Source organism: Frankia umida (assembly GCF_023242945.1).
GTDB lineage: Bacteria > Actinomycetota > Actinomycetes > Frankiales > Frankiaceae > Frankia > Frankia umida.
Genome location: NZ_JALKFT010000009.1, coordinates 131,810 through 148,182, shown reverse-complemented (window position 1 = coordinate 148,182; position 16,373 = coordinate 131,810). Strand labels below are relative to the sequence as shown.

At 71.1% G+C, this 16,373-nt stretch carries 15 protein-coding genes; 5 read left to right on the top strand and 10 right to left on the bottom strand.

Annotation, left to right across the window (positions count from 1 at the left end; translation table 11 throughout):
* Window positions 1–27: 27 nt before the first annotated feature.
* On the top strand, window positions 28–1,191 hold the full coding sequence (locus MXD59_RS11640) for an acyl-CoA dehydrogenase family protein (RefSeq protein ID WP_248824685.1): 1,164 nt from the start codon (window positions 28–30) through the stop codon (window positions 1,189–1,191).
* A 55-nt stretch (window positions 1,192–1,246) separates the two neighbouring features.
* Here MXD59_RS11640 and MXD59_RS11635 read toward each other — a convergent pair whose 3' ends face one another.
* The 4 genes from MXD59_RS11635 to MXD59_RS11620 form a co-directional block, all read right to left on the bottom strand.
* A complete protein-coding gene (locus MXD59_RS11635) occupies window positions 1,247–2,995 on the bottom strand; it encodes an LCP family protein (protein WP_248824684.1) in 1,749 nt (582 codons plus the stop codon).
* A gap of 449 nt (window positions 2,996–3,444) precedes the next feature.
* The gene (locus tag MXD59_RS11630) at window positions 3,445–3,990 is read right to left on the bottom strand and encodes a hypothetical protein (protein ID WP_248810639.1); all 546 of its coding nucleotides are present in this window, start codon (window positions 3,988–3,990) and stop codon (window positions 3,445–3,447) included.
* Window positions 3,991–3,993: 3 nt separating this feature from the next.
* Window positions 3,994–5,100, bottom strand: a complete 1,107-nt coding sequence (locus tag MXD59_RS11625; protein ID WP_248824683.1) for a helix-turn-helix domain-containing protein — start codon at window positions 5,098–5,100, stop codon at window positions 3,994–3,996.
* A gap of 60 nt (window positions 5,101–5,160) precedes the next feature.
* Window positions 5,161–6,132 carry an NAD-dependent epimerase/dehydratase family protein gene (locus MXD59_RS11620; RefSeq protein ID WP_248824682.1) on the bottom strand — a complete coding sequence of 324 codons (972 nt, stop codon included), beginning with the start codon at window positions 6,130–6,132 and terminating at the stop codon, window positions 5,161–5,163.
* Between the two features lie 420 nt (window positions 6,133–6,552).
* On the opposite strand from MXD59_RS11620, the gene MXD59_RS11615 reads away from it, so the two are divergent.
* Window positions 6,553–7,494 (top strand): PAC2 family protein, encoded by a 942-nt coding sequence (locus tag MXD59_RS11615; protein ID WP_248824681.1) that lies wholly within the window; start codon window positions 6,553–6,555, stop codon window positions 7,492–7,494.
* A gap of 500 nt (window positions 7,495–7,994) precedes the next feature.
* Window positions 7,995–8,807 carry a hypothetical protein gene (locus MXD59_RS11610; RefSeq protein WP_248824680.1) on the top strand — a complete coding sequence of 271 codons (813 nt, stop codon included), beginning with the start codon at window positions 7,995–7,997 and terminating at the stop codon, window positions 8,805–8,807.
* A 101-nt stretch (window positions 8,808–8,908) separates the two neighbouring features.
* Here MXD59_RS11610 and MXD59_RS11605 read toward each other — a convergent pair whose 3' ends face one another.
* The gene (locus tag MXD59_RS11605; protein WP_248824679.1) at window positions 8,909–9,322 is read right to left on the bottom strand and encodes a DUF7715 family protein; all 414 of its coding nucleotides are present in this window, start codon (window positions 9,320–9,322) and stop codon (window positions 8,909–8,911) included.
* Between the two features lie 204 nt (window positions 9,323–9,526).
* Between MXD59_RS11605 and MXD59_RS11600 the strand changes: the two genes are divergently transcribed.
* Window positions 9,527–10,699 (top strand): sensor histidine kinase, encoded by a 1,173-nt coding sequence (locus tag MXD59_RS11600; protein ID WP_248824678.1) that lies wholly within the window; start codon window positions 9,527–9,529, stop codon window positions 10,697–10,699.
* A gap of 13 nt (window positions 10,700–10,712) precedes the next feature.
* Here the strand turns inward: MXD59_RS11600 and MXD59_RS11595 are convergent, their stop codons facing one another.
* Window positions 10,713–12,254 (bottom strand): MDR family MFS transporter, encoded by a 1,542-nt coding sequence (locus tag MXD59_RS11595; protein WP_248824677.1) that lies wholly within the window; start codon window positions 12,252–12,254, stop codon window positions 10,713–10,715.
* A gap of 169 nt (window positions 12,255–12,423) precedes the next feature.
* Here MXD59_RS11595 and MXD59_RS11590 point away from each other — a divergent pair, with 169 nt between their 5' ends.
* Entirely contained in the window at window positions 12,424–13,152 is a 729-nt protein-coding gene (locus tag MXD59_RS11590; protein ID WP_248810648.1) for a TetR/AcrR family transcriptional regulator, read from the top strand.
* A 72-nt stretch (window positions 13,153–13,224) separates the two neighbouring features.
* Here MXD59_RS11590 and MXD59_RS11585 read toward each other — a convergent pair whose 3' ends face one another.
* Genes MXD59_RS11585 through MXD59_RS11570 form a run of 4 tightly spaced genes read right to left on the bottom strand, consistent with a single transcriptional unit; the run spans window position 13,225 to window position 16,182 of the window.
* Window positions 13,225–13,644, bottom strand: coding sequence for a pyridoxamine 5'-phosphate oxidase family protein (locus tag MXD59_RS11585; RefSeq protein ID WP_163548622.1), 420 nt, complete (start codon window positions 13,642–13,644; stop codon window positions 13,225–13,227).
* Window positions 13,641–14,456, bottom strand: coding sequence for a carbon-nitrogen family hydrolase (locus MXD59_RS11580; protein WP_248824676.1), 816 nt, complete (start codon window positions 14,454–14,456; stop codon window positions 13,641–13,643). Before MXD59_RS11580 ends, MXD59_RS11585 begins: the two co-directional genes overlap by 4 nt.
* The gene (locus MXD59_RS11575; protein ID WP_248810650.1) at window positions 14,446–15,159 is read right to left on the bottom strand and encodes an MBL fold metallo-hydrolase; all 714 of its coding nucleotides are present in this window, start codon (window positions 15,157–15,159) and stop codon (window positions 14,446–14,448) included. Before MXD59_RS11575 ends, MXD59_RS11580 begins: the two co-directional genes overlap by 11 nt.
* Before the next feature lie 9 nt (window positions 15,160–15,168).
* On the bottom strand, window positions 15,169–16,182 hold the full coding sequence (locus MXD59_RS11570) for a CE1 family esterase (protein WP_248824675.1): 1,014 nt from the start codon (window positions 16,180–16,182) through the stop codon (window positions 15,169–15,171).
* Window positions 16,183–16,373 lie beyond the last annotated feature (191 nt).

Sequence of the window (16,373 nt, the reverse complement as noted above, 5' to 3'; positions counted from 1 at the left end):
CTGACTGCGACCAGCGGGCGGGCTGCCATGAACGCGTCGTTCGACCTTTACCAGCTTCCCGAGGAGCACATCGCGTTGCGGGAGGCGGTGCGTGGCCTCGCCGACAAGGAGATCGCCCCGTACGCGGCGGACGCCGACGAGCACGAACGCTTCACCGTCGAGGCGTACGGCGCGCTCGCCCGCGCCGGCTTCGCCGCGGTGCACATCGACGAGGCCTACGGCGGGCAGGGGGCCGACTCGGTCGCCACCTGCATCCTGATCGAGGAGGTCGCCCGGGCCTGCGCGGCGAGTTCACTGATCCCGGCGGTGAACAAGCTCGGCAGCCTGCCGATCATCCTGTCCGGGTCGGAGGCGCTCAAGCGGCTCGTGCTGCCGTCACTGGCCAGCGGCGAGGCGATGATCTCCTACGCGCTGTCCGAGCGGGAGGCCGGTTCGGACAACGCCTCGATGCGCACCCGGGCCCGCCTCGACGGTGACCACTGGGTGCTGGACGGCACCAAGGCGTGGATCACCGGTGCCGGCGAGTCGACCTGGTACACGGTGATGGCCGTCACCGACCCGAACGCCACCCGCCGGGTCGACGGCATCTCGGCGTTCGTCGTACACCGCGACGACCCCGGCTTCGCGGTGGGCACCAAGGAACGCAAACTCGGCATCAAGGGCTCCCCCACCGCCGAGATCCACTTCACCGGCTGCACCATCCCCGCGGACCGGATCATCGGCGAACCAGGCACCGGCCTGCGCACCGCGCTGGCCACCCTCGACCACACCCGCCCGACCATCGGCGCCCAGGCCGTCGGCATCGCCCAGGGCGCGCTGGACGCGGCGCTGGCCTACGTCCGCGAACGCCGCCAGTTCGGCCGGGCCATCGCCGACAACCAGGGTGTGCAGTTCATGCTCGCCGACATGGGCATGAAGATCGAGGCGGCCCGCCACCTGGTGTACGTCTCGGCGGCGCGGGCCGAGCGTGGGGAGAAGGGCCTCGGCTTCGTCTCCGCCGCCGCCAAGTGCTTCGCCTCCGACGTCGCCATGGAGGTCACCACCGACGCCGTCCAGCTCTTCGGTGGCGCCGGCTACACCCGCGACTTCCCGGTCGAACGCATGATGCGCGACGCCAAGATCACCCAGATCTACGAGGGCACCAACCAGATCCAGCGCGTCGTCATGTCCCGCCAGCTCCTGCGCGGCTGACCGGACCGGTCGCACGGTGGCCGGTCGCGGACGCCCTGACGGCGACGGACGGTCGCTAGTTGATGCAGGCCGCGGCCGCGGTGGTGGTGGTGACCGCGGTGGGGGTGGCCGAGCTGGTCGGGTTCGGGGCGGTCGGGCTTGAGGCGGTGCCGCCGGTGCGCGCGGCTGACCTGGGGCTCGCGGTGACGGTGGGTGTCACCGCGGTGAACTGGGTGGCCTGGTCGGCTCCGGGGATGGCGGTTCCGGCGACGACGACCGGGCCGGTGGCCGCCGCGGTCGCCTGGCTGGCCCCCGCGTCCGAGATGGTGGCCGTGGCGCTGGGGGCGCTGGACGCATCCGTACCGGCGGCCGGTGCCGGGCTGCCCGTGGGGGTCGGACTCGGGGCTGTTGTCGTCTCGGCCGCCGCGGCGTCGCCCATCTGCTCGGCGAAGAAGGCGCGGACGGCGTTCGGGTCGTAGTAGAAGTAGAACGCCGGGGACGAGACCTCGCCGGTGATCGGGATGGTCGCGAAGCTCACCGAGCCGGTGCTCATGCCGCGCAGACGCTCGGCGAGCAGCCGCAGGTCCGTGATGCTGGTGCCCCCGTCGAGCACGGCGGCGTCGGTCAGCGCGTTCAGGAAGGACGTCAGCTTCCCGGGGCTCAGCAGTACGTCGGACGACGCCACCGTGCGGAACACCGCGGCCATGAACGCCTGCTGGCGGTGGATGCGGGACAGGTCACCGTCCAGGAAGCCATGGCGTTGCCGGACGAACGCGAGCGCCTGCTCGCCGATCAGGTGGTTGGTGCCGGCGACGCCGGCGAAGCCGGAACTCGGGTCGTTCAGGTTCGTCGAGCGCACCCGGCGGCCGTTGTCCAGGGTGAGCGGCTCGACGTAGGGCGAGGCGACCAGGCAGACGTCGACCCCGCCGATCGCGGTGGTCATCCGCTGGAAGCCGCCGAAGTCGATCTCGGCGTAGTGGTCGATGCGGATGCCGGTGAGCTGTTCGAGGGTGGCCACCAGCAGGGCCGGGCCGCCGCTGTTGAAGGCGCTGTTGACCCGGTCGCGGCGGGCGCGGTGAGCGTCGCCGTCGGTGTCGGTGTAGGACGGGATCGGCACGTACAGGTCCCGGGGGATGGACACGATCGAGGTGGTGCCGTCGGAGTCCAGGTGCGCGATCATCATCGTGTCGGAGCGGGCGCCGCCGACCTTCGCGGCATCGCTGCCGGTGCGCACGTCCGAGCCGACCAGCAGCCAGTTCTCGGTGCCCACCGGCACCGACGGCGGCCGGGTGACATCGGCGTGCGGCAGTGCGATGTCGGCCCGGTCGATCCGGCGGTCGTAGGCGGCGATGATCACCCAGCCGGCGACCGACGTGACCAGGATGACGAAGCTCACCAGCCCGGCGGCCCCCATCAGCAGTCGCGACCGCAGCCGTCGGCGTACCGGTGTGACCGGCGGCTCGTCGGGGGTGCCGGCCTTGGCCATGGTCACCATCGACAGCCCGCCGGCGGGCAGCGCCTCCTCGGGCAGCGTCCCGAACGTCGCCACGGCCCCCGCCCGCCTCGGCAGCTCCGCCGTCGGCACCTCGACCCGCCCGGCTCCCGCGGCGCTGCCACGCGAGATCGGCGTGGTCTCCGGGGCGGACAGGACGGGCTCGGGGCCGCCCGTGCCGGCCGCGTCGATCACTCCGAGGTCGGTCGGGGCGGGACCGGAGCCGGCGGGATCGTCCACGCCACCGTCGGACCCGACGTGATCCGCTGCCCCGGTGCGCTGCCCGGTGACCGCCTGCTGTCCGGGAGCGCCCCGCTGCGGGGGATGCCCCACGCTCATCGTGCGTCGGCGAAGATCGGACGAAACAGACAAAACGGCACACGGACAATGCGGTGAGGCGACGCGATTACGTTCACCCGTCGCCTCTTCCACCCGATGGCCCTGATTAGCCCGTTAGATCTACCACCATAGGCAGCAGGACCGACCGGGTCGCGCACCAGCCGGCAGTTTGTGACAACTACCGCGATGAACAACCGAAATGTGCACTGGTGGCGGCGTCTCGACCACGGGAACACCATCCGCCGAGTCCGGATCGACGCCAGCCCCGCACGCTGCGCCACACTCCCCCCGCGCCAGCCCCCTCCCGACCGCGGACGCCAAGCCTCAGCGCCGAACGCGAAACGCGAAACGCCGACCGCCGACCGCCGACCGCGAAGGAGCGCCAGGTAAGAAGCTCCAGGTCAGAAGCTCCAGGTCAGAAGCTCCAGGTCAGAAGCGTCGAGTCAGGAGGCCAGCCAGGCGTCGAACGACGCCCGGCTCTCGGCGACGCCGACCGGAAGAGCTCGCGGATAGTCGCGCAAAGTAATGGTGTATCGCCAGAGCGTTTCCGCTTTGATCATGCCGCTGCGCACCGACGCCTTGAGGAGATGCCAGGTGGTGATCGCGGTGATGCCGCTGCGGGCGGCCAGTCGGGTGGCTGCCCGGTCGTCCGTGACGAACAGGCCTTTCACGCGGCGCCGCGTCATGATGGCGAGCGTCTCGGCTTCACCGAGATGGTGATGCCGGCTGTCACCGGGGCCGGCCAGGCCGTCGCGCATGATCATCGCATCCTGCAGCTCCGCGGCGTCAGGTAACCATGGGGCCCCGAAGATGCGCCGTGCACTGCCGAGCACATCGAGTCCAGGCACCCGCGCGGAGCGGCGACATTCCGATTCGACGGTGGCGCACCAGCGGCCGTTGCCCTTGACGAGCCGTTCCAGCAGATCCATCCGGTTGATGATCGCGAAATTGATGAGCACGGTGTTGTCGGGAAACAGCAGGACGGTCACGATTCAGTGGCCCAGCACCTCGACCAGATCATCGACGTTCACCTCGGGCACCGAGGGTGTGTCCACCTCGACCTCGTCCGGATCGACACCCAGCATCCAGGCAAGCGTCTCCTTACCGAGCGCGCCGGTGGCGATTCTCGCCAGATGCGCCTCGGTGAGCTCGAGGGGAAAGCGGCGGCGGGCGGCGGCCTGCATCCGCGTCGTGATCTCGTCATCGCCGGTGCGGGACGCCCAGTGCCGCCGCAGCAGTCGCTGCGTCGTCTGCCCGACCCATTCGTCGACCACGGCGGGCAACTCGCCGCACACCGCGTTCAACCGGCGGGCCAGCGCGTCGATGGACACCCCGCGCCGCCAGACCAGATCGGCGAGGCCGGCGGAATCCAGACTGACCCACTCGACGGCCCCGAGCAGATCCCGTGGCAGCAGCAACTCGGCGGCGAACGCGTTGGCGGCGGCCTCCCGCCGATTCCATTCGGCTTCGCAGGCACCATCCTCATGATGGCCGTGGACGAGATGACCGAGCTCATGGGCGAGCGACCAGTTCTCCCTGAACCAGTTGCCGGTACCCGGCAGCACGATCACCCGGTAGGCGCCGATCGCCAGTGAGTACGCGGTGGACAACCCGGGCAGGCGCACGACCCCGATGCCGAGGTGGGCCTCCAGCCGTTCCGCGAAGGGGCGGACGAAATCCTCACCCAACACCACGCGCATCTCCCCCGGGCTCTGGGGCAGCGGCGGCGCAACCGGCACCCGCGCCACCTCGCCCGGCACGGGATAGGCCTGCCGGTAGGCCAGCGCGATGTCCTCCAGGAGGCGCTGGTCGGCCTCGCGGGCCGGCACGCCCCGGCGGCCGCTCGCATGATCGAAGGTGTGCCGGGCCGCCACCACCAGCCGGTGGGGATCGACCCGTCCGGTGATCATCCAGTGCAGATCGGCGCCGAGCAGGTCGGCCAGGCGGGCCAGCTCGATCGAGGAGAAGGCGCGCCGGTCGTTCAGCGCACGCGAGAACGCATCGGGCGTCATGTCGATCTCGCGGGCGATGTCCTGCTGGCGAGCGTCGGGACGGGCCTGTCTGATCCGCTCCAGCACACGGTCGCCGATGCTGCGCATGCGATCATCCTACCAGCGGATTGGGATTTTCCCAATCGAGTGTGTGGTCGTGCCGCTCGGTCAGGACCGTGGCAGTGCCGCGAGGGTGTGCCGCAGGCCGTCCTCGAGCGGCGTCGGCTCCCAACCAAGCTCGGCGCGGGCCCGGCTGGCATCGGGTACCGCGTTCCACCGCAGGTAGTGCAGCTGGCCACGCGCGAGCGGCGGTGGGCGCCGGGTCAGCCGCGCCGCCGCCTCGCCACCGGTCGCGAGCAGCTCGGCCAGCGCTGCCGGCAGCGTGACGGCCGGGGCCCGGCCACGCCCGCCCACGCTCACCACCGCGGCGGTGAGCGCACGCAGACTCAGGTGGATGTCGGACAGGATGTACCGCGCCCCCGGCCGGCCCAGGCCAGCGGCGGCGAGCTGACCACGCCCCAGACCTTCGGTGAACACCAGACCGAACCCGCCTGGCGGCACCACCGGCAGCAGCCCACGCAGCGCCGGCCGGAACATCCGCAGCTCCATGGACGCCGGCCCGTAGGGGCCGAGGCCGTAGACCGTCGCCGGGTTCACCACCACCACCTCCAGCTCGCCCGCCGCGGCGAACACGGCCTGCTCGGCTCGCTGCTTCGACCGCTCGTACGGGGTGCCCTTCGGCCTGGACGCGAGACTCGTCTCGTCGAACCGGCCGCCGGGTGGCGCGTCGAACACGTCGATCGTGCTGGTGTGCACCAGGCGACGCACCCCGGCGGCCGCCGCGGCCCGGGCGAGCCGCGCCGACCCGGCGACGTTGACCTGGTCGAACCGGCCGGGATCGGCAAGCCACTGTTCGGGCACGCCCATCGCGTTGAACACGACCTCGACACCCTCGACGGCGGCGGGCAGCGTCGCGGGATCCGTCACATCCCCGACGACCACGTCAAGCCCGGCGACTGGGAGCGCGCCGCTGCCCGGGTGGCCGCGGACCAGCACCCGCACCTCGTGCCCGGCGGCCAGTGCCGCCCGCACGACGGCACCGCCGACCTTCCCGGTCGCTCCGGTGACGAGGATGCGCACGCGGCGCAGCCTACGGCCGCGGGTCCGACCGCTCCAGCGCTGCCGCGTCCGCCCGATCCGGTGAGCTCACGCCGGAGGCGGACACGAGCGAGCGCGACCGATCACCCCGCGACCGCTGCTTCCAGGTAAAGGCGGCAATACACGGACATGCCGAATCCGTCCGTACCCGCGGCGACCACCACCGGGGGGATGCTCGGCACGTTCAGCGCGGCGCGCGACCGCGTCCGGGGCCTGCAAGCCGGTAAAATCATGACGAGGCAGGGATGGGCCTGGCCTGGCCAGCTCCTGACCACAGCCTCCTGACCACAGCGAGCGGTGCCCGGTTCCGGTCGGTCCCGGGTCGGTGGAATGCAACCGGCCTCGGCTGCGCTTCTTTTCAGGTGACGGAAGCGAGCGGTGGTGTAGAGGAGGACGTCGATCGTGCTTGATCCACGAGAGCTCTACAGTCTCACCGAGGACGGGTCCGAGCAGCAGTCCGGTGAGCAGCACCGGCCGATCATGCTCGAGGTGATGACCGGCGTCGTCGACGCGGGAAACGCCGTCAGCCTGGCCGGCGAACACCTGCTCACAGCGCTCGAGCACCGGGTCGTGGCGACGTTCGATGTCGACCAGCTGCTCGACTACCGCTCCCGCCGCCCTCCCATGATCTTCTCGGAGGATCACTGGGAGAGCTATGCCGACCCGGTGCTGGCGCTCTACGAGCTTCGGGACGAGTCGGACGTGCCGTTCCTGCTTCTGACCGGACCCGAACCCGACCTGCAGTGGAAACGCTTCATCGCCGCGTTGCGCCAGATCGTCGATCAGTTCGGCGTCGCGCTGACCGTCGGGTTGAACGCCGTCCCCATGGCGGTGCCGCACACCCGTCCGGCCTCCGTGACCGCGCATGCCAGCCGCAAGGAGCTCATCGCCGGGTACGAACCCTGGCTGCGTCGGCTGCAGATTCCGGGCAGCGCCGGTCACCTGCTCGAATATGAACTCGGCCGCGACGGGCGGGACGCGATGGGTTTCGCGGTCCACGTCCCGCACTATCTGGCGCAGTCGACGTATCCCGCGGCCACCGAGGTGTTGTTGACCTCCGTGTCCAAGGCCACCGGTCTGATGCTGCCGCTGGATGGACTGCGCTCCGCGGCGCTCGCCGTGAACGACGAGGTCAACAGCCAGCTCGCCGAAGGTGGCGAAGCCGCATCCCTGGTCCGGGCGTTGGAGGAGCAGTACGACGCCTATCAGCGGGGCCGGCGCGGGCCGAGCCTGCCGACGGTTGATGGTGAGCAGAAGCTGCCAACGGCCGACGAGCTGGGCGAGGCTCTGGAACGCTTCCTGGCCGAGCAGTCCGAGCCCGGCGGTCCGAACCCGCTGGGCTGAGCTGGCCGGAAAGCCCCGGTCCGGCCCCCTGCGCGAAACAGGCGGCCGGACCAGCCGGATTGCGATACCACACCAGGGGGTAGCTGTCCTGGTTTTCTCTGTCTTTTCCTGCCCCGGAGCCTTCCGGATGTTGCCATTTATCCGGATTCGCACTCGCGTAGGCTCACGCTTCGCCACGGTGGGTTGACGGCCCGCAGCGGCACAGGAGATCGCCCCGACCCGGTGGCGCATGACAGAGAGAACCAGAAATGACCTCGCCCCAGGGGCGGCCTCCTCGCGCGCCCCGCCGCAGGAGCAAGCCCGCGACCGATGCCGCGCCCGCCGGTGTTTCCGCACCGCGATCTGACGTCGCCATTGATGCCGCCACCGAAAGTGGCATCGCCGAAGATGTCGCCGCCGAGAATGGCACCGCCAAAGGTGTCGCCGCCGAAAGTGGCGGCGTCGACAGTGGCACTGCCGAAAGCGGCGCTGCCGAAAGCGGCGCTGCCGCAGCAACCACGATGGTCGCACCAGAAGTCGCCGCCGATGCGAACGCCATCACAGCATCAGCCGACGCATCAGCCGGCTCCACGCCGAAGGCGACCGCGACCACCTTTCCCAGCTCGGCGGATTCCGCCGAGCCGCCCTCCGGCGCCGACATCCCGGCCCAGCCCACGGGTAGCTCCGTCGAATCCAGGCCGGAAGCCGCCGGCGAGGCCGAGCCGGCCCCGCAACCAATCCGGAAGAAGTCCGCGGGTAGCCCGGCGAAGCGGCCCCAGCTGCGCAAGCCGCTGCGGACGGCCCTGCTCACCCTGCACATCATCGTGAGTGTCGGCTGGAACGGCGTCGCGTTCTGCCAGCTGGTCCTCGCCAGCACCGCCGCGATCGATCCGGATCTGCGGCACCCGGCCTACGAACTGATGCACGTCATCGACCGGACGCTCAACATCCCGCTGGCGCTGCTCACCCTGATCACCGGTGTCGTGCTGTCGGTGAAGACCCGCTGGGGCCTGCTGCGGCACTGGTGGATCGTGGTGAAGCTGAGCATCACCGTGGTGGCCGTGATCAGCGGAGGGGCGGTGATCCGCACACTGATCGTCGCCTCCGCCAAGCACAGTGCCACCGCGGCGGCCGGCTATCCGGCCCAGACCGTGGCGCTGGTCGTCTGCGGCACGGTGATGAACCTGCTGTTCATCACCGCGACCGTGCTGTCGACCACGAAGCCATGGGGCCGCACCCCGCGTGGGCGCCGCGAGGCGCGGGCTCTCACGGCGACGCCACGGCCGCAGCCCGAACCCCCGCTCGCGTCCTCGGTGCTGCCAGCAGCGTCCTGACGGCCGCCGCGGCCAGGCCAGACCGACCCCAGCCCCCGGCCAACGAGCGGCCGGGCAGCCGGGCAGCCGGGCAGCCGGGCAGCCGGGCAGCCGGGCGACGATCAGTGCCGACCGGGCACGCGGCCGATGTCGGCGTCGGACAGGGCCCGAATCGCGAGGCGGTCGACGAAACGCTCGATGATCGCCCCGACCGGCCAGCGCTCCACCTCGGCGATCAGGCGCGTGGCCTCCGCCTCCGCGTCGGCGGCCGGCCACCCCTGCGCGTCGAGACTGTGGCACAGCGCGTCGCGATAGTCGTCTTCGGTGATTCCGGGCAGATGGCGCACCATGGCCGTGGTGGTGCCGTAGTGCGAGCCAAGACCGACGAAGACCCGGCCGCACTCGCATCGCCCGTGCGGACGGTCCAGATGCAGATCGCAGAATGCACGCAGGGTGACGAGCTCGCCTTCCACCGCCCAGTGGAAATCGTCGACGCGCAGGCCCTGCCCGTACGCCGTGGCCGTGAGAAGTTTCATGACCGCAAGCTCCTCGTGGTCGCCCGACCGCTTCCGGATGGGAAGCGGATGCCCTGCGGGTCTACGAGAAGACAATCATCCCCCACCGACAAAGTCTCGAACTACCCACGATCGCGGTACTCTCGGGCCACCTCGTGAGCGGCCCTCCAGAGGACGGGCGGATAATAGCCCGGTTGAGCGGGAGCGACGGGAGTATCACTTTACGTGACCATCTCGCACACTGCCCCGAGAGTGCGTGAACGGGCCTGGCTCGTCGCCGACGCGGTGACCTGGCGTGGGCTGCTCCACCTGCTGCTGAACCTGCCGTTGTCGCTGGTCGGGTTCGTTGTCGTGACCGTGGTGATCTCCCTCGGTGTGGGCCTGGCCGTCACGGTTGTCGGCATTCCGGTGCTGGTCGCGGGGCTGCGGATCTGCCGGGCGTTCGGCTCGCTGGAGCGGGCCAGGGCACGCTGTCTGCTGGGCCTGCGCGTCCCTACCCCTTCCCACCCCCCGTCCCGGCGTCCCGGCCAGCGCGGGCCGGGGCTTGCCACTCTGGGTGACCCGGCCGCCTGGCGGGAGGCGCTGTTCCTGTTCATCCGGCTGCCGTGGGGCATCCTGAGTTTCGTGGCGGCGCTGCTGCTGCTCACGGTCGCCTGGGTGGTGCTGCCCGGGGCGACCCGGATGCTGGTGGCCGTCGACCGGGCGATGGTCACCGGTCTGCTCGCCCCGTCAGCGCGGGTGGAACAGCGGGTGCGCGAGGCCACGGCGAACCAGCGGGCGGCCCGGGACGCCGCCACCGACCTGCGGCGGATCGAACGCAACCTGCATGACGGGGCGCAGGCCCGGCTCGTCGCCCTGGCCATCGGCCTGGGCATGGCCAAGGAGATCCTCGCCGAGGATCCCCAGGCCGCGGCCGAGATGATCGCCGAGGCGCACGGCGAGGTGAAACTCGCCCTGGTCGAGCTGCGGGATCTGTCCCGCGGTATCAACCCGGCGATCCTCACCGATCGCGGCCTGCCCGCGGCGCTCGCCGCCCTCGCCGATCGCTGCACCGTCCCGACCCTGGTGACGGTGGAGCTGACCGCGAGGCCGGCCGCCGCGCTCGAGGGCATCATCTACTTCACCACCGCCGAGCTACTGACCAACATCAGCAAACACAGCCAGGCCACGGACTCCACCGTCGACCTGCACCGCGCCGAGGACGGCTCGCTGCGGCTGCGGATCGGTGACGACGGCGTCGGCGGCGCGGATCCGCGCGGCGGCAGCGGCCTGACCGGCCTCGGTGAGCGCATCGCCGGGATCGACGGGTCGATGACGGTCGACAGCCCCGCCGGCGGCCCGACAACGGTCACGGTCCGTTTCCCCTGGCAGGACGCCCCGCAGGAGCCGCCCCGCTGAGGGCCGACCCGGACTACTGCCCGTCGGTGGCCGCGGCGACCCGCGCCGGGGGGCCGCTGCGCGGCTCCGGGGCGTCGACGTGCCCGTGCCCGTCCGTTTCCCGCGCCACGGCAGAACGTTTCGGCAGCAGGAAGCCGAGCGGAACGGCGGCGATGCTGAAACCGAGGGTCCACCAGAAGGAAACCGCGTATCCGTGGGCGGTGGCCGCCGCGTCGGGCGGACGGCCGCCGCCGGTGGCATCGGGCAACTGGCGGGCGAGCACCACGGCGAGCACGGCGGTGCCCAGGGACGCCCCGACCTGCTGGAAGATCCGCACCGCGGAGGTCGCCCGCGGGATCTCCGCGACGGAAAGCCCGATGTAGGCCGCGGACATCACCGGCACCATCGCCGCCGCGAGACCCAGACCCCGCACGACCAGGGACGCCCCGAGCAGCACCTCGCTGGTGTGTGCCGTCACCTGGGTGTAGGCCACCGAGCCCAGGACGCTGAGGGTCAGCCCGCCCAGGACCATCGCGCGCGGGCTGACCCGGTCGGCGATCCGACTGAGCACGACCATTCCGATCATCATGCCCAGGCCCTGGGGAGCCAGGAGCAGACCCGCCTCGACCGGGCTGCGTCCACGCACCTGCTGTTCGTACAGCGGCAGCAGGAACAGCGCCCCGAACAGGGAGATACCGAACAGGAACATCAGGCTGGCGGCACCGCAGAACGACGTGGAGCGGAACAGTCGCAGATCGATCAGGGGCACGATCCGGGTGCGCAACGCGTACCCGACGAACACGAGGATCAGAACGACTCCGATGGCCAACGGAACAAGCACGGCCGCCTCGGTGAAACCGCCGTGGCGGCCCGCCTCGGCGAAACCGTAGACAACGGCGGCGAGCCCCGGGGAGAGCAGCGCGAAACCAATCCCGTCGAACCGCTGGGGCGCACGGGTGGACAGTTCCTGCGGCGGCATCGTCCGCCAGGCCAGCACCAGTGCGACGATGCAGACCGGCACGTTGATCAGGAAGATCCAACGCCAGCTGAGACTTTCGATGATCACGCCGCCGAGGACCGGGCCGAGGACCGGCGTCAGCAGGGCCGGAGCGGAGACCACGGCCATGAGCCGGCCAAGCCGTTGCGGCCCGGCCGCCTGCGCCATGATCGTCTGCATGAGGGGTAGTAGCAGCCCGCCACCCAGGCCCTGGATGACCCGGAAGGCGATGAGGCTTTCGATGGACCAGGCGATCCCGCACAGCACAGAGCCGGCCAGAAACAGCGCGAGTGCCAGCATCCACATGCGGCGGCCGCCGAACCGTTCGACCGACCAGCCCGTCACCGGGATCACCATGGCCAGCGCGAGCAGATACGCCGTGGTGACCCACTGCACCGTGGGAATGTCGACCTCGAAGGCACGGCCCAGCCGGTCCAGCGCGACGGACACGATCGTCGCGTCGAGCTGCACCACGACGACACCGGCGAGCAGCACCAGGGCCAGCCGGATGAGAGCGGCGTCGATCTTCTCCGCTCCGGCCGCCGACCTGCCCGGCGAAGCGGGTTCCTGCACTGCCATGAGATCTCCCGATGTGGTCGTGCGCAGGGCGCCGTCCCGCCAGAAGATACACCGTATCGCATCACGATACGGCGTAGCGAAAGGATGGGTGGCGCCAGGAGCCGCGCACGCCGGGATGGTCCGTCAGACGGACACGCGGACATCCCCGTCACGCCCGTAACCTCAGGGGATGGGCGACCAGAACCCGGCGGCGACAACGCCCGACCGTGAGTCCGCCGTGCCGCCGTGGGCCCGCCCACGCGTCGCCGGTCGTCCCCCACTCACCCGCGAGGAGATCGTCGATGCCGCTGTCAGCCTCGCCGACGCCGAAGGTCTACCGGCCGTCTCGATCCGCCGGGTCGCCGCCGTCCTGTCCGCCCGGCCGATGAGCCTGTACTCGCATTTCGACCGCAAGGACGACCTGCTCGCACTCATGCACGACCGGGTGACCGCCGAGGTCCTGGTGCCGGAGCCGCTGCCGGCGGACTGGCGCGCGGCGCTGCGGGCCATCGCCCACCACACCCGCCAGACCTGCCTACGGCACCCCTGGCTGCTCCAGACACAGGCCGGGGCCACCCGTCTCGGTCCGAACGCGCTGCGGCACGCCGAACAGTCCGCCGCCGCCGTCGCCGGCCTGCCGCTGACGCCGGCCCGGCGCATCGCCCTGCTGTGCGCGGTGGACACCTACACGTTCGGTCAGGTCGGCATCGAACTGCGGGAGCGGCTGACCGAGCGTGACCAGGACCAGCTGACCGCCTACCTGGACTCCATGATCAACAGTGGGGAGTATCCGCATCTGGCCCGGCTGCCTCGCCAGGAGCTCCTCGCGCTCGGCTACCAGGCGGAGCAGAGTTTCGACGAGGGCCTGGGCTGGCTGCTGGCCGGCGTCGCGGCCAGCCTCGGCGTGGCCCGGTCCTGAACCGGGCCACGCCCGCCGGCATCGGGCTCGGGCTCGGGCTCGGACGGCGAGCTCCGGCGCCGGATCCCGCCGTCAGAGGCTGCCGAGTACCCGGGTGACCCGGATCTCCAGCACGACCCGCAGCGGGTTGACCCGCGGCTCGCGGTAACGCTGGGCGTAGCGGCGTTCGGCATCGGCGACGCTGTCCGGGTCGTCGCGCACGACGGCGAGCCCCTCCAGGGTCGACCACCGTCGTCCGTCGATCTGGCACAGTGCCACGACGGTGCCGGCCGCGGGACCATCCGCGATGATCCGGGCCTTGCGGCTCCGCCCGGAGGTGATCACCCGGGCGGTGGCCGTGGCCAGGTCAAGGGTCGCGCCGACCGCGACCACGTGCACCCCGCCGGCGGGACGCACGGTCGTCAGGCTGCACAGCTGCCGTTCCCGCCAGAACTCGGCGAACGCCGCGCCGCGGTCCGCCAGCACCCGCGGCCCGTCGAACCCGCCCGTCATCGCACGCCGACCGTCGGGGCGGCAAAGCCCAGGCGACGGTCGGTGAGCACCGGAAACGCGGCGCGCACCGTGGCCGGACCGTCCCGGTCGAGGGTGGCCACCACCGTCCCCGGTGCGGCGTCGCCCTCGGCGAGCACTGTTCCCCACGCGTCGATGACCAGGCTGGTACCCGCCAGCTCCCGGCCGGCGTGGCGGCCCGCCAGGTTGCAGGCGACGAGCTGCGTCTGGTTCTCGATCGCCCGGGCCCGGGCGAGGACCCGCCAGTGTTCGACGCGGGCCGCGGGCCACGCGGACACCACCGCGACCAGCTCGGCACCGTCGTCGGCCAGCTGCCGGAAGAGTTCGGGGAAACGCAGGTCGTAGCAGGTGGCCAGACCGATCCGGCCGAGCTCGGTCGACACCGCGCGCACGTCCGTGCCCGGGGTCAGCAGCCGGGTCTCCGCCCCGTCATGGCCGAACAGATGAATCTTGCGATAGGTGTGCAGGATGTCCCCGCCGGGGCCGACGAGCACCGCGGTGTTGTGCAGCGCACCGTCGTCGGCCCGTTCGACCAGGCTGCCCGCGACCAGGTGGAAACCGCGTTCCCGGGCGACCTCGCGCAACGCGGTCAGCGTCGGGCCGGTCAGCGGCTCGGCCTGCGCGTCGTAGTCGGCGACGTGGAAGAACCCGGTGGCCCACAGCTCGGGCAGCACCACCAGGTCCGCCTCGACCCGGCGCAGCTCGGCGAGCACCCGGCGCACCCGGTCGGCGGCGCTCTCCTCGTCCGGGCAGGCCAGCTGCAGGCAGACGACCCGCACCGGGTCAGCCGACACCGAGCATGGCCTTCCACTGCTGGGCGCTGGACGGGCGGAACACGTGGTTCATCCGCTTGACGACCGGCAGGTCCTCGGACGACTTCGGCGAGTACTGGTGGCCGGGAAAGACCGTGGTGGCGTCGGGCAGCGCCGCGAGGCGACGCAGACTGTCGTACATCAGGCCGGCATCGCCACCGGGCAGGTCCATTCGGCCGCAGCCCTCCAGGAACAGGGTGTCGCCGGCGACGAGCCGGTTGTCGACCAGGAAGCACTGGCTGCCCGGGGTGTGCCCGGGGGTGTGCAGCAGGGTGATCGGAATGCGCCCGACCATGACCACGTCGGAGTCGTCATGGTCGACGAGGTCGGACGCGGCGACACCGGTGGACGTGCGGATCCATTCGGACTCGGCCCGGTTGACGTGGATCGGCACGTTCTGCTGGGCCAGCAGCGCCCGAATGCCCTCGATCTCCAGCCCGAAGGCGGAACCACCGACATGGTCGGCGTGATAATGGGTCACCAGCGCCCCGGTGAGCCGCATATCGTCAGCGGCCAGCACGTCAAGCAGGTCGTTCACCCGGTAGGCCGGGTCAACGACGATCGCCTCGCCCGTCTCCCGATCACCGACCAGATACACGAAGTTGACCATCTGGGTGCCGACCGGGTCGCCCACGGCGAAATCCCGGCCGGACAGCAACTGGCGGAAGTACAGGCGCTCGGTCATTGTCTCAGCCTACGAAGCGAGCCGGTGCGCGGCGAAGAAGTCCAGGATCGCGCCCGTGGCGTCGAAGGTGCGGCCCGCCTTGGACGTCGCCCGGTCGCGGCGCGCCTCGGGGCTCGACGGCCAGAAATGGGTGCCGCCGATCACCGTGTCCAGCCGGACCTCACCGCCCCCGGCACAGCCGGTGTAGCGCAGGGCGACGACACCGACGATCGGATGCGACGACTCGGGCCGCGGATCGCAGCGGTAGCGACCGGCGTAGCCGCGGATGACGGCCAGTGCCGCGGGCACCGGCGCGGGGGCACCCACCACCCGGCCACCGGCGTAGGGAACCGACGGATCGGCGGTTCCGTGTACGGCCATCGTCGCCGGTGCCCGGCCGTCGGGGCAGACCACGGCGAAGGTGGACGACACCATCGCCACGGCGGCGAACCGGGGCGAGGCGCAGACCAGCGCCGCGGCGAACTCGGCGCCGTTGGAGTGCCCGGTGGCGTAGATCCGCGCCGCGTCCAGGCAGTAGTGCCCCGCGAGGTCGGTCAGCAGCGCATCGACGAAGCCGAAATCGTCCGCCGCGGTCGGACTCCCCGGGGTGTTCCAGCGCGACGGCGCGCCCAGCGCGTCCGGCGTCACCACGAAATACTCCCGGCCGGCGCCGATCGCACCCATTCTCGACCGCTGTTCCTCCAACCCGCTGTCGGCTTTGAAACCATGAAAGTCAACGACGACGGGATAGGTCTGACGAGCGTTGTAGAAATGCGGCGGCGACAGGACGTAGTGCCGCCGTGCCCCGTTGTGCACGAATATCCGCGACCCGCCGACCGGCGCTCGTTCGACCGCGGATGTGCAGGCTGGCGTACCCGACGGCCCGGGAAGCGCGGCGCTGACGGCATGGAGCAACCCGCTGTCGGGTGACAGTCGCGCCGCCCGCGCCCGGCCATGCACAACAAGTGTGACCGTCAGCAGCAGGACGACCGCGACGGCAAGTGCCATCACGCTCCAGCCGGCTACTGCCCGTCGAATGCGCACCGGTTCATATTAGAAGGCGGCGAAGCATAAAAACCGGTTCTCGATGGACACCTGGCCGACACCGGCGGGCCCCGCCGGTTCCCGCTCGCCGAAGCGGCGCTCCGGTCGGCGCCCACCCACCCCGACCCGGAGACACCGCGTCGCGTCGCCACACACCGGCCAGGCCGACCGATACGCCCGATCAACCCGAT

Bases quoted from the DNA above. Each gene is read 5' to 3' on its own strand.
- MXD59_RS11640 (WP_248824685.1), top strand. From the start codon at position 28: ATGAACGCGTCGTTCGACCTTTACCAGCTTCCCGAGGAGCACATCGCG.
- MXD59_RS11625 (WP_248824683.1), bottom strand. From the start codon at position 5,100: ATGCGCAGCATCGGCGACCGTGTGCTGGAGCGGATCAGACAGGCCCGT.
- MXD59_RS11610 (WP_248824680.1), top strand. From the start codon at position 7,995: ATGGTCGCACCAGAAGTCGCCGCCGATGCGAACGCCATCACAGCATCA.
- MXD59_RS11605 (WP_248824679.1), bottom strand. From the start codon at position 9,322: ATGAAACTTCTCACGGCCACGGCGTACGGGCAGGGCCTGCGCGTCGAC.
- MXD59_RS11595 (WP_248824677.1), bottom strand. From the start codon at position 12,254: ATGGCAGTGCAGGAACCCGCTTCGCCGGGCAGGTCGGCGGCCGGAGCG.
- MXD59_RS11590 (WP_248810648.1), top strand. From the start codon at position 12,424: ATGGGCGACCAGAACCCGGCGGCGACAACGCCCGACCGTGAGTCCGCC.
- MXD59_RS11585 (WP_163548622.1), bottom strand. From the start codon at position 13,644: ATGACGGGCGGGTTCGACGGGCCGCGGGTGCTGGCGGACCGCGGCGCG.
- MXD59_RS11575 (WP_248810650.1), bottom strand. From the start codon at position 15,159: ATGACCGAGCGCCTGTACTTCCGCCAGTTGCTGTCCGGCCGGGATTTC.